Annotated in this window: 12 protein-coding genes; 7 read left to right on the plus strand and 5 right to left on the minus strand. The window is 42.6% G+C overall.

Annotated features, from left to right (window positions below; genetic code table 11):
- Positions 1-17: 17 nt before the first annotated feature.
- The gene (locus Q0017_RS00455; protein WP_298141432.1) at positions 18-782 is read left to right on the plus strand and encodes a 3-hydroxyacyl-CoA dehydrogenase; all 765 of its coding nucleotides are present in this window, start codon (positions 18-20) and stop codon (positions 780-782) included.
- A 175-nt stretch (positions 783-957) separates the two neighbouring features.
- Here the strand turns inward: Q0017_RS00455 and Q0017_RS00460 are convergent, their stop codons facing one another.
- Positions 958-2469, minus strand: a complete 1512-nt coding sequence (locus Q0017_RS00460; RefSeq protein ID WP_298141435.1) for an aldehyde dehydrogenase family protein — start codon at positions 2467-2469, stop codon at positions 958-960.
- 196 nt (positions 2470-2665) lie between these two features.
- On the opposite strand from Q0017_RS00460, the gene Q0017_RS00465 reads away from it, so the two are divergent.
- On the plus strand, positions 2666-3838 hold the full coding sequence (locus Q0017_RS00465; RefSeq protein ID WP_298141438.1) for a transcriptional regulator: 1173 nt from the start codon (positions 2666-2668) through the stop codon (positions 3836-3838).
- Here Q0017_RS00465 and Q0017_RS00470 read toward each other — a convergent pair.
- Positions 3835-4803 carry an alpha/beta hydrolase gene (locus Q0017_RS00470; protein WP_298141441.1) on the minus strand — a complete coding sequence of 323 codons (969 nt, stop codon included), beginning with the start codon at positions 4801-4803 and terminating at the stop codon, positions 3835-3837. The two genes, Q0017_RS00465 and Q0017_RS00470, sit on opposite strands and share 4 nt — an antisense overlap.
- Positions 4804-4935: 132 nt before the next feature.
- Positions 4936-6150 (minus strand): iron-containing alcohol dehydrogenase, encoded by a 1215-nt coding sequence (locus Q0017_RS00475; RefSeq protein WP_298141444.1) that lies wholly within the window; start codon positions 6148-6150, stop codon positions 4936-4938.
- Positions 6151-6383: 233 nt separating this feature from the next.
- On the opposite strand from Q0017_RS00475, the gene Q0017_RS00480 reads away from it, so the two are divergent.
- From Q0017_RS00480 to Q0017_RS00495, 4 genes are all read left to right on the plus strand, one after another.
- Complete coding sequence (locus Q0017_RS00480) at positions 6384-8096, plus strand: AAA family ATPase (protein ID WP_298141446.1); 1713 nt, start codon at positions 6384-6386, stop codon at positions 8094-8096.
- 126 nt (positions 8097-8222) lie between these two features.
- Positions 8223-9443, plus strand: a complete 1221-nt coding sequence (gene gltS, locus Q0017_RS00485) for a sodium/glutamate symporter (protein WP_298141449.1) — start codon at positions 8223-8225, stop codon at positions 9441-9443.
- Positions 9444-9514: 71 nt separating this feature from the next.
- Entirely contained in the window at positions 9515-10432 is a 918-nt protein-coding gene (locus Q0017_RS00490; protein ID WP_298141452.1) for a LysR family transcriptional regulator, read from the plus strand.
- A gap of 105 nt (positions 10433-10537) precedes the next feature.
- On the plus strand, positions 10538-11713 hold the full coding sequence (locus Q0017_RS00495) for a CynX/NimT family MFS transporter (protein WP_298141454.1): 1176 nt from the start codon (positions 10538-10540) through the stop codon (positions 11711-11713).
- Here the strand turns inward: Q0017_RS00495 and Q0017_RS00500 are convergent.
- Entirely contained in the window at positions 11687-12142 is a 456-nt protein-coding gene (locus tag Q0017_RS00500; RefSeq protein ID WP_298141679.1) for a DUF441 domain-containing protein, read from the minus strand. The two genes, Q0017_RS00495 and Q0017_RS00500, sit on opposite strands and share 27 nt — an antisense overlap.
- A gap of 100 nt (positions 12143-12242) precedes the next feature.
- Between Q0017_RS00500 and Q0017_RS00505 the strand changes: the two genes are divergently transcribed.
- Positions 12243-12959: a pseudouridine synthase gene (locus tag Q0017_RS00505; RefSeq protein WP_298141457.1), complete on the plus strand. Its 717-nt coding sequence runs from the start codon at positions 12243-12245 to the stop codon at positions 12957-12959.
- On the opposite strand, the gene Q0017_RS00510 is transcribed toward Q0017_RS00505, so the two are convergent.
- Positions 12951-13394 (minus strand): GNAT family N-acetyltransferase, encoded by a 444-nt coding sequence (locus Q0017_RS00510; RefSeq protein WP_298141459.1) that lies wholly within the window; start codon positions 13392-13394, stop codon positions 12951-12953. The genes Q0017_RS00505 and Q0017_RS00510 overlap by 9 nt on opposite strands.
- Between the last annotated feature and the right edge of the window lie 25 nt (positions 13395-13419).

Raw genomic sequence — 13419 nt, forward strand, 5'->3', positions numbered from 1 at the left:
ATATGAGGAACAATAACATGCACATTCAAGGAAAAGTGGCTGTAGTAACAGGTGGCGCATCGGGTTTAGGTGAAGCCACTGCGCGATATTTAATGACACAAGGCGCCCAAGTGGTATTGGTCGATTTAAATGCCGAACAAGGTCAAGCTGTACAAGCACAATTAGGTGATCAAGCCCGCTTTGCCAGTTTAGATGTCACGCAAGAACCACAGGTCGCTGCATTCTTTGAACAATTAAAACAACAAGAAGGGCGTTTAGATATTTTGGTTAATTGTGCCGGTATTGCACCTTCTGCCAAAGTTTTAGGTCGAGATGGCTTGCACGGCTTAAGCCTGTTTCAAAAAGTACTCGATATTAATGTCACAGGCACATTTAATATGTTGCGTTTTGCCGCACAAGTGATGGCCCGTCAAGAATTGCAGGATCAAGAGCGCGGTGTGATTATTAATACCGCATCTGTTGCCGCTTATGAGGGGCAAATTGGACAAACTGCTTATGCTGCATCTAAAGGTGCAATTGTCGCCATGACCTTGCCTTTAGCACGCGAGTTAGCACGCGATGCCATTCGGGTGATGACCATTGCCCCCGGTATTATGCACACCCCCATGATTGCGGCCATGCCTGAACATGTGCAACAAGCCTTAGGGGCGATGGTGCCATTTCCAAATCGTTTGGCGCAGCCAGATGAATTTGCCAAATTAGCGGCACATATTATTGAAAACAGCTATTTAAATGGTGAAGTAATTCGCTTTGATGGAGCCATTCGTATGGCGGCTAAATAGCCTAATCAATATCTTCATTATGTTTATAAGTCAAGCCACAAAATTCTAAAATATTGGTTGAGGGTTTAAAAAAGGCCATGCTTCATCACACATGCTAAATTTAAACAATTATTAAACGCTTAAAAATCAGTTAAAAAAATAGCGAACCCAAGGTTCGCTATTTTTATGCTGGGTTTTAGAAGAAACCTGCAGGTTTAGTTGAGTAACTCACCAACAAGTTCTTGGTTTGTTGGTAATGATCAAGCATCATTTTATGGTTTTCACGGCCAATACCTGATTTTTTGTAACCACCAAAGGCTGCATGCGCTGGATAAATATGGTAGCAATTGGTCCATACGCGACCGGCCTGAATTGCACGACCGGCACGGTAAGCAGTATGGGTTGAGCGTGACCAAACCCCTGCGCCTAAACCATAAATGGTGTCATTGGCAATTTTAATCGCATCTTCAAAATCTTTAAATGTGGTCACTGCAAGTACCGGTCCAAAAATTTCTTCTTGGAAGGTTTTCATGCTGTTATGACCTTTAAAAATGGTTGGCTCAATATAAAAACCTTCACCCACTTCGTGACGCGCGCCACCACCGGTTAACACCTGCGCACCTTCTTCACGACCTGTCGCAATACAACCTAAGATTTTATCTTGTTGTTCTTGTGAAGCTTGTGCACCAATCATGGTGGTAGTGTCTAGTGGATGACCAGTTTTAATACGTTTAACACGCTCAACCGCCATCTCTAAAAATTGATCAGCAATACTTTCTTGAACCAAGGCGCGTGAAGGGCACGTACAAATTTCGCCTTGGTTTAAGGCAAACATGGCAAAGCCTTCTAAAGCTTTATCTAAGAACTCGTCTTCTTGATCTAAAATATCGCCAAAGAAAATGTTTGGTGATTTACCACCTAACTCTAAGGTCACCGGAATAATATTTTCCGTTGCATATTGCATGATCAATTGACCCACCGCCGTTGAACCGGTAAAGGCAATTTTAGCAATACGTGGATTGGTTGCGAGTGGACGACCCACTTCAACCCCATAACCATTGACAATATTGAGTACACCAGCAGGAAGCAAATCTTGGATTAATTCTGCTAACACCAAAATACTAACAGGAGTTTGTTCAGCCGGTTTTAATACAATACAGTTGCCCGCTGCTAAAGCAGGTGCCAATTTCCATGCCGCCATTAAGATGGGGAAGTTCCACGGAATAATTTGGCCGACAACACCAAGTGGCTCATGAAAATGATAAGCAACGGTATCTTGGTCAATTTCAGAAATGCCACCTTCTTGGGTACGGATACAGCTGGCAAAATAACGGAAATGATCAATGGTCAGTGGAATATCTGCAGCTAAAGTTTCACGAATTGGTTTGCCGTTGTCCCACGTTTCAGCCACGGCCAAAGTTTCTAAGTTGGCTTCAAGACGATCAGCAATTTTAAGTAAAATATTGGCACGTTCAGTTGGAGAGGTTTTGCCCCAAGCATCCTTGGCTTTATGTGCAGCATCAAGTGCAATTTCAATATCTTCAGCAGAAGAACGTGGCACTTTGGTAAACACTTTGCCGTCTACTGGCGAGATATTGTCAAAATATTCACCTTTAACGGGTTTTACCCATTCGCCACCAATAAAGTTGTCGTATTGAGCTTTAAACTGTACTTTTGAGCCCGGCTGATTTGGATCGATATAGCGCATATTTATTTTCCTTAACGTCGTGTAATATGTCAGGGTCAATGACAAACATTCATCAACTGAATAGACTGAAGATTATAGTTAGCATAAGGTTGGAAAAAGGTAGGCAAAAGCCCTATTACAAGATCAAGACAATTGTTTACATAAGCAATGCGTAGGATGCGCGTTTTTTTGAGACTGGTTTAAAGGAATAAAAAAAATGAATAGAAGCCAATTGATTGAAAAAAGACACCAAATTGAACAATTTAAGCATAATCCACATAGCCTAATCCAAAACAGCCATGCTTTAGGCGAGAGCATCATACGCTCATGGCAACGCTCCGCCCGTGCCGATATTCCAAAAGAACGTATGGCAGCACCTTTAATTCGTCTAGATACACAGCTCAGTCCATTACAACATGCCCTAGCTTATTGCGAAGATGAGCTTAAAACCATTGCAACACAGGCCAATATGGTCTTAGCAGTTGCCGATGTGGGCAGCACCATTGTATGGAGTGCTGCACAAGGACAGATGCAACGCGAGGCAGAAAATGTGCATTTTGTACAAGGTGGGCAGTGGTGTGAAGCGTTAGTGGGTACCAATGCCTTGGCTTTGAGTCTAAAGACCGAGCAATCGAGCTGGGTATTTTCCAATGAACACTATATGCCCTCGGTCCACAATTGGGTCTGTTATGCGGCTCCCATTAGTGATCCATATTCAAAACAAATTTTAGGCGTAGTGGATTTATCTACCATTTGGGATCAGCACAATAGTTTAGGGGTATTGGCAGCAGAGCGCTGTGCTGCAATTATTCAAAGTGCATTATTGCAATGTCAGCGCCAACGTTTGTATATCCGTGCTTTTAGTGTGCCGCAAGTGTTGTTTAACGGTAAAATTTTAGTGCTTACCCCACGTCAAATTGAAATCTTGACCATTTTAGCGCTGTGCCCGCAAGGTCTAAGCTTAGATTCTTTGCACCAAGCTTTATATGGTGAACGTAAAGTGAGTATGGGGACTTTAAAAGCAGAAATGTCACAATTGCGTGAACTGTTGGGTGGCTTGCTAGGTTCACGTCCTTATCGTTTATTGGCAGATGTAGAAGCTGACTTTTTACAAGCTGAACATGCTTTAGACCGTGGTGCGACCACTGCTGCTTTAAAACTTTGCTCTGGGGTGTTTTTAGCCAAAACAGAAAGTCCATTTTTGTCAGCATGGCGTGATTGCTTAGAATCACGCTTAAGTGATGCCATTTTTAAAGCCAATGAAACCGATGTATTGCTCAGACATTTAGCCCGTTGTCCTGAGGCAATTGATGCCATTGAACGTCTGATTGAACTGATGCCGATTGAACATCCCGTGCATCAAAATTTACTCAAATATAAAGCCCATTAAAGTGCTTTTTGTTGTAACCATGCAAAAAGCTGTTGATAGACAAATGTGCGTACTGCAGGTTGAGACAGCACCACGTCATGTAATGCGCCTTCCACAGCCACAATGCTGACATCACCCTTGATCTGTTTGGCACAACGCACCATGTCATTTACATTTAAAATAATATCGCTATGGTTGACATCTTTGCTCTTGGTTTTGGGTGAGCTGCTTTTTTGACTGTGCATGACAAGGGTAGGCAAATGCAGCGAAATACCTTGTTGTAACTGTTGCTGTACGCGATAGACTGCATGAATAAAACTTAACCGTACCCGTGGGTAATGTTGCGGTTTAAGTTTTAAGTCAAAACACCATTCACCATCAAAGTCCTCATGCAAACTCGGCACATATAAAGGATTTAAGCCACTAGGCACGGCTAAATTAGGCACAATGTTTGCCAATTTTACCACGTGATGCAGTAAGAATTTTTGCACTGAGCTGTTTAAATTAAAATCAAAAAATGGGCTGTTGAGCCATAAAGCTTTAATGAGGGGATGTTTACTGTGGCGTGCAGCAAACGAGGTGCAAATTAAGCCACCGGTTGAATGTCCGGCTAAAATTAAGCTTTGATGACCTTCGCGCCAAATCACATCTAAAGCCTGATGTATTTCTGCATCATATTCACGTAAATCCTGTACATCGTAAGCCTGTTGATGTGGCAACAACGCACGCCCGTATTTACGTAAATCTAGGGCATAAAAATCATAGCCGTGTTGGTTAAATTGCTGAGCAAGTTCAGTTTGAAAAAAATAGTCAATAAAGCCGTGAATATACAGCACCGCTTTTTGAGTGCGATGTGGGGCAGTTTGACGAATCAGTTTGGCAATTACTGTACCTTGATGGTCATCTGGCAAGTTTAAAGTGGCACAGTCAAAGCCGGTTAAGGGGTCAGTGTCATAGTGAAGGGGGAACTGTAAGAAACTCGCCATAATTGTGTAACATGTTATTGTTGTAAAAGTGCATCTTTGATCAGTTTACGACTGCTTGTCAAATAAAAAAAGGGCACCCCCTCAAGAGGAGGTTGACCCCAAAAGCATGTAAGCGTAAAACTTGGGAAAAACTTACATTGCCGCTTTAAAGTTTACAATGCCGGCATCAGGGCTTTGCATGGCTGCTTTAAACATATTGACCACATCGGCATGGGTGGCTTGACGTGGATTGGTCAGCATGCAGGCATCTTTTTGTGCATTTTGTGACATCACATCTAAGTCTTCTTCTTTTACACCTAATTCAGATAAATTGGCAGGAATGCCGATGGATTTAGACAAGCTACGAATAGCATCAATGGCAGCATGTGCCGCTTCAGTAACGGTTAAACCATAAGTATTTACGCCCATCAATTCTGCAATACGGGCATAACGATCTGGGCAAGCAATGAGGTTAAATTCGCATACATGCGGTAAAAGAACAGCATTACATACGCCGTGTGGCAAGTTGTAAAAACCACCTAACTGATGTGCCATAGCATGGACATAACCGAGTGATGCATTGTTAAAGGCCATACCAGCTAAGTATTGGGCGTAGCTCATGGCATCACGCGCTTCTAAGTTTTGGCCATTCGCCACTGCAGGGCTGAGCCATTCGCTAATCATGCTAATGGCTTTTTCAGCACACGCATCGGTAATTGGGTTAGCTGCAGTGGAAACATACGCTTCAACCGCATGGGTTAAAGCATCCATACCCGTAGCTGCTGTTAATGCAGCAGGTTTGGCCAGCATTAGTTTTGGATCATCAATGGCAATCAGTGGAGTACATCGCCAATCGACAATCGCCATTTTGACATGCGTGTCGGTGTTGGTAATGATACAAAAGCGTGTCATTTCAGAGGCTGTACCTGCGGTGGTGTTTACGGTAATGAGGGGAGTCATAGGTACGGTGCTTTTATCAATGCCTTCATAGTCACGAATATGCCCGCCACCTGCTGTCACCAAGCCAATGCCTTTAGCGCAGTCATGGGATGAACCGCCGCCTAAAGAAACAATAAAATCACAGCCATGTTCGTTGTAGGCATTTACGCCGTTATGCACGTTAATGTCGGTTGGATTGGGTTCAGCACCGGGGAAGATATGACTTTGTACGCCAGCTTCGGTTAAATGACCGGCAATAATGTCAGCCACGCCAAATTTAAACAAACCGGCATCAGTCACAATTAAGGCTTTTTTTGCGCCTAAACTTTTGGCTTTATTGCCAATTTCTTTAACGCAGCCGGGTCCAAATAAAGATACACATGGGATATAAAAGCCGTTGGTTTGGTCGGCAAGATGTTTAAACGCCATAGTTAAATTCCTTTTTTTCGTATTGTTGTGATTATGCTCGGTGAGCCTCACCGTTGCTTTGAGTATCTAAACTTTAAAAGGCAAAGACAACCTACCAAACACCTACCATGCAGTGTTTTAGGACTAAGCTTATAGTTTAAATAAATATATAAGCACGACAGCTTTTGACCATGAGAGCTGAAATCTGCGTCAAAAAATGCTAGGCTACAGGCGTTCTTTGATGGTATAGGCTTATGAAACAAGAAACTGCGCTCAAGCTTTTAAAAGCAGGCGAAAACGTCTTTTTAACCGGTTCGGCAGGCGCTGGCAAAACCTATACCTTAAATCAGTACATTCAATATTTAAAAGCGCGTAAAGTGCCGGTGGCAATTACCGCGTCCACAGGCATTGCAGCTACTCATATGAACGGCATGACCATTCATACGTGGGCGGGCATTGGTATTAAAGATGTCTTAAGCGATCATGATTTAAAAAACATGAAAGAGCGTAAGTACTTAAAAGAGCATTTAGAAAATGCCCAAGTCTTGATTATTGATGAAATTTCAATGCTACATGCCAAGCAGCTCAATTTAGTTAATCAAGTACTTAAATATTTTAAAGAAAGCGATGAGGCATTTGGCGGTATTCAGGTGATTGTGGCAGGGGATTTTTTTCAGTTGCCACCTGTGGGCAAATCTGACGAGCGCAATCGTGATAAATTTTGTTTTATGTCAGATGCTTGGGTGGAAGCTAAATTTCGGGTCTGTTATTTGACCGAGCAACATCGCCAAGGCAACGATATTTTAAATGATATTTTAAATGCTATTCGCAGCCAAAGTATTAGCCAGCAGCATATTCAAGCACTTGAAAACACCCGTGAACAAGACATTGGCGATACTTTTACTCGACTTTATACCCATAATGCCGATGTCGATCAAATTAACTACCAACACTTACATGCCATTGCCACCGATGGTAAACAGTTTGATGCCAAATGTGATGGCAACGCCAAGTTGGTTGAAACCTTAAAATCATCGGTACGTGCGCCTGAGAGCTTGGTGTTAAAAAAACATGCCAAAGTTATGTTTGTTAAAAATAACTTTGATGTAGGCTATATCAACGGCAGCTTAGGCGAAGTGGTAGGTTTTGAAGAAGATGATGAATATGGAATATTGCCAAAAGTAGAACTCACCGATGGCACTACTTTGCTTGTGGAGCCTGAAACATGGTCGGTGGATAATGATGCCGGTAAAACCATAGCCAGTTTTCAGCAAATTCCGTTGCGCTTGGCATGGGCCATCACCATTCATAAATCCCAAGGTATGACCTTGGCTGCCGCTGAAATTAATCTCACCCATACCTTTGAAAAAGGGCAAGGCTATGTGGCATTGTCACGTTTAAAAAGTTTAAGTGGTTTACGTTTACTTGGCTTTAATTTACAAGCTTTAGAATTAGACTCCTTGGCACTAAAAGCGGATCGTCGTTTTCAAGAACTCTCTAATGAAGCAGAAGATAAATTCTTAGATGTAGATTTAAGCTTGCAGCATAAGGCATTTATTCGTCACTGCGGTGGCACTTTAAACGAAGCAGAAATTCAGCGTAATCAAAAGAAAATTGCTAAAACTACAAGCAAAGCCAATTTAGGTGTGCAAACGGTCGAAGAAACCCGTGTGCTGTTTGAAGAAGGCTATCATATTCAAGATATTGCCACCGAACGTGGTTTAACACCTGCCACCATCATCAATCATTTGGCCAAATTACAAAAAGAAGGTTTAGATATTTCAGAAGCGCATCCCGGTGAAGATGTGGTAGAGCAAGTGCGTAAAATTTATAAGCGTTTAATCAAGCGCCAAAATCCTGAACATTTCAATGAAGACGGTCAAATTAAATTGCGCCCGATTGTTGAGGCAACCACACCACGTATGGGCTATGACCAAGTGCGTTTGGCGCTTTTATTTATTAAGTAGCACAGTGCTTTAAAGCCAGTAAAACGGGTTTTAAACTGAGCTATACGCCAAGATTTACATTTTAAAACGGGTCTTGATTAGATTGCACTTTACTATAGCAATACAAAACAAGAACTCGGATATAAAATGAATCTGGAAATAACGGCTTTTGGAACGATTTTTATTGCGGTGATGGTGTTGTTTGTGGGACAACGCTTAGTGAACCGCATTGCTTTTTTAAAGCGTTACAATTTACCTGAACCTGTGGCAGGTGGGCTAGTTGCAGCCTGTGTGACATTGTTGTTGTTTCAATTTTTTGATGTGCGTTTAAGCTTTAATGCTGATATTCAAAGCGCTTTTATGCTGATGTTTTTTACCTCGGTGGGTTTAAGTGCCAGTGTGGCCAAACTCAAAGAAGGTGGCAAAACCTTATTGCTATTTTTAGTGTGTATTTTCATGTACCTATTATTGCAAAATGCAGTCGGCATGGGGTTGGCAACCCTGTTGGGTTTAGAGCCATTAATTGGCTTAATGACAGGTTCCATTACCCTCATTGGTGGGCATGGTACGGCTGGTGCTTGGGGTGGGGTATTTGAACAACAATACGGTTTACAAGGTGCCATTGTTTTAGGTATGGCCAGCGCCACTTTTGGATTGATTATTGGTGGGGTAATGGGTGGCCCTGTAGCAAAATTTTTAATTCAGCGTTATCAGCTTGCACCTGAGCAACCGCTTGAAAAAAGCCTAGAGCCTGCGCCACCTGCTGCAGAAGTCGCTCCGTTTGAATATCCTGAAAAAACCCGTCTCATTACTGCCGAAGATGCTGTTTTGACCTTAGGTATGTTTGCTGCGTGTATTTATTTTGCCAATTGGATGGCAACCGTTGCCAGTGGACAATGGTTTGAACTTCCTACCTTTGTCTGGGCTTTAGCCGCAGGTGTGCTGCTGCGTAATAGTCTTGAACATATCTTTAAAATTGAACTGTTTGATCGTTGTATTGATGTTTTTGGTAATGCTTCGTTGTCTATGTTTTTAGCCATGGCACTTATGGGTTTGCAATTGTGGATGCTGGCAGATTTAGCAGGTCCTTTAGTATTGATTTTAGCCACACAATCTTTGGTATTGGCACTTTATTTATACTTTGTGACTTTTAAAGTGATGGGTAAAAACTATGATGCGGCAGTGCTGTGTGCGGGTCAATGTGGTGTAGGTTTAGGTGCCACTCCCACCGCGATTGCCAATATTCAAGCTGTAACCAATACTTATGGCCCCTCCCATAAAGCCTTTTTAATTATTCCGCTATCTGGGGCATTTTTTGTGGATATTATGAATGCGGTGGTGATTCAAACCATTTTGAGTTGGTTTTAAAGCATTACATGAATTATAATCATAATTTTTATGCTAAATTGAAAGCTATTCATCTTTAACACCTAGGCGTTATGTTAGAAATTCGGCATTTAAAAACCTTACTTGCGCTGCGTGAACATGGTTCCTTGGTGGCAGCAGCCAGTGATTTGTGTTTAACCCCATCGGCAATTTCGCATCAACTCAAAGAGCTTGATCATTGGTATGGGGTTGAGGTGGTCAATCGTCGTAGCCGTCCGGTGAGTTTTTCACAGGTTGGTCAACGCCTACTTAAATTGGCCGATGAGATGATCCCGCAATTGCAAATTGCGCATACCGATATTACTCGTATTGTGCATGGGCAAACCGGACGCATTATTTTTTCCTCAGAATGTCATAGCTGTTTTGATTGGTTGATGCCACTGTTAAATCAGTATCGTCAGCAATATCCTGATGTAGATTTAGACTTTGCCTCAGGCTTTGAAGCCAATCCACATGAGCTGCTACAACATTCTGAATTTGACTTACTGATTACTGCCGACCCGATTGCGTTAAAAGGCATTGAATATTTTGCCATTTTTGAATACGAATCACGTTTGGTTCTGTCACAAACGCATCCTTTAGTCCGCGCTGAATCCATTAGCGTACAGGACTTGGCCGAGGAAACTTTAATTACCTATCCTGTGGACAAGCATCGCCTTGATATTATGGCCAAGCTGTTTATTCCTGCCAATATTCAGCCCAAAAGTATTCGCACCACCGATTTAACCCAAATGTTAATTCAGTTGGTGGCCAGTGGTCGTGGTGTAGCAGCCCTGCCAGACTGGGTAGTCAATGAATATGAGCAAAAGGGTTGGGTCACCTCACGGCGTTTAGATTGTGTGGCGCAAGAAGGTTTAAGACGGACCCTATATGCAGGCTTTCGGACTGAAGATAAAGACAAAGGCTATTTTGATGGGTTTTTAAAGCAATTGGCCAAATTTTCACAAAAGCGACAGTCGTATTACCACTAAAACGACCACTTAAGCTGTATTGTGGTGTTCAAAGCAGTGCTACAGCCGCTATTTTTTTAACCTAAGCATTGCAATATGTGCGTGTGAAAAACATAAGGAAACATGATGCGCCGTGAGCTATGGATTATTGTTGCTGGATTTATGGCAGCAGTACATGTGGGAAAATTGCCAGCCAGTGTGCCAGTACTCACCCAAAGCTTAGGTTTAAGCTTGGTACAAGCCGGTATTTTATTGTCCTTGGTACAAGGTGCAGGCATGTTGTTGGCTTTGCTCTTGGGCAGTTATAGCCAACGGATTGGTCTTAAACGTTGCATGCTGTTGGGTTTAATAATTTTAGGGGCAGCCAGCACCTGTGGCGCAATGTTTAGCAGCTTAAATATGTTATTGCTGTTACGTGCTGGTGAGGGTTTGGGCTTTTTATTGGTGACCTTAACTGGCGCGGCTTATTTGCGTGAGTTGGTATCTAGTGATCAATTACAAAAAGCCTTAGGTGTATGGAGTGCTTATATGGGCGGTGGTATGGGGATCGCCTTACTGCTTACGCCGTGGTTATTGCACTACACCACTTGGCAAGGCGTTTGGGTAGCTTATGGCATAGCAAGTTTTGTTTTGGCAGCAATCATTTATATTTATGTGCCACACACCACGTCCAATGCCAAACAGCAAGTGGGACAAATTTTAAAGCTCACCTTGGGGCATCGTCCTGCTTGGCTATTGGCACTGGTTTTTGCCTTGTACGCGGGACAATGGTTATGTTTGGTTGGGTTTTTACCCACCATTTACGCTGAAAATCAAATTTCCCTGACTGTGGCGGGCAGTTTAACTGCTTTTGTTGCTATGAGTAATGCTGTGGGTACTGCCTTATGTGGACGCTTGTTACAAGGTGGTTATCCAGCGGTCACGTTAATACGGGTTGGTTTTTTGGTGCTCAGTATTTGTGCTATAAGCTTTTACACCTTACCAACTGAGCTTAATTTTGCCATGCAATATTTATGTGTGGTGCTGTTCTCTTTAGTGGGTGGTTTAATTCCTGCTAGTGTATTTTCTTGTGCCATGTATGTGGCACCGCAGCCGGCTGCCATTCCCGCCACCATAGGTTTGACTTTACAATGTTCTGCTTTGGCCCAGCTTGTCTTTCCACCATTTTGTGCCATGTTGGTGGCAACCACGCACAGTTGGTCAGGTGTGGGCATCAGTATGCTGCTGATGTCTTTGCTGGCCTTAGGATTGGTACATTTATTATTTAATAAGTCTTTAAGATTGACCGATCAGCAAGGATAAAATCCCTGCAGCAATTAGTGGACCCACAGGGACGCCGCGCAATACGGCGACCCCGGCCACTGTACCGATTAATAAACCAGCCACAATATTGGGTTGATGACTCATTAAACTGACCCCACGCGCACCTAACCAAGCCACAAACATGCCCACAGCAATCGCCAGTAAAGATTTCCAATGTAAAAAAGATTTTAAGATTGCATCGCCTGGAATTTTGCCACTGGCAATCGGTGTAAGTACACCAATGGTTAAAATAATCACCCCAATATTGAGACCATGTTGTTGTAATAAAGGAAAAAACTCAGCCAATGGTGTGATTTTAAACACAATTAATACCGCAGCCGCAATGGTCACTGCGCTATTGTGGCTCAAGACGCCCACCACCAGTAACAGCAACAACACAGCCAAATTGACATCTAAATGGGAGAGCATAGACATAGGCCAAAACAAAGATCATGCATTGTAAGCCCAACCGACATTTTCTACAATTTTAGGCTAAAATACGCTTTTTGTTGTTAGAAGTAGTTGAGTCATGTTGTTAGAAAAAATGTTGCAATCGCAAGGCTTTGGTTCACGTAAAGCCTGTCAGCAGTTAATTAAACATGGCTTGGTGCGTATTAATGACGAGATCATCACCGATTTAAAATATAAATTTGACTTAAAACAGCCTGATTTTCAGGTAGATGATCAAGCCTATCAATACCGTGAAAAGGTCTATATTGCCTTAAATAAACCCCAAGGTTATGAATGCTCACATCAAGCCACGCACCATTTTAGTGTGTTTGATTTATTTGATGCGGTATTGCTCAGTCGTGGTCTTCAATGTGTGGGACGTTTAGATCAAGACACCACAGGTTTATTGTTACTCACCGACGATGGTCAGTTTTTACAAGCGCTGACCCATCCTAAAAAGCACGTGCCAAAAGTGTATCAAATGCATACTGCCGATGTAGTCACAGATGGGCAGATGGCACAATTGACTCAAGGCGTTGAATTACGTAACGAAAAGGGTATTTTTGCTGCAACAGATGTCACACGTTTAGCCGAACAGCATTTGCAAATGACGGTTCATCAAGGTGTCTATCATCAGGTCAAACGTATGTTGGCTGCGGTGGGCAATAAAGTTGAGCGTTTGCATCGTCAGCAAATTGGTGAATTTGCTTTGCCACAGGATTTGGCTGAAGGTGAGTGGATATATTTAAGCGAAACTCAACTGGCTCAGGCCAAAACCCGAGATCAATCACTGTAAAAAACAGTGATAGGTCTGAAACTCGTGATCTGCTACAAAGCCCATACTTTCATATAAGTGCTGTGATTGTAGATTGCTTTTTTGCGTGTGTAGGCTTAAGCGTAATGCGCCTTGGTGTTGGGCAAATAACATGGCAGTATCAATCAGCTGTCGTGCTGCGCCTTGGCGACGATAGTTTGGGCTGACATAAACATCATCTAAAATATAATAATTGGCACAGGACACCGAGGAAAAACCCAAATACAGCAACACAAAACCCGTGATGGTGTCATCTTTTAAGTGAATAAAGATCACACTTTCTTGATTGTTAAAACGCTGCTGCAAAAAAGCATGCGACTGCTCAAGCGCTGTTAAAGCACCATAAAATTGACGATATTCATCAAACAACACCGCTAAAGCAGCTAAGTCTGATTGCGTGGCACGGCGAACAATCATGTATCGCTCCTTATTGTTATTGTGT

It is taken from the genome of uncultured Acinetobacter sp., from assembly GCF_947624825.1.
Taxonomy (GTDB): Bacteria; Pseudomonadota; Gammaproteobacteria; order Pseudomonadales; family Moraxellaceae; genus Acinetobacter.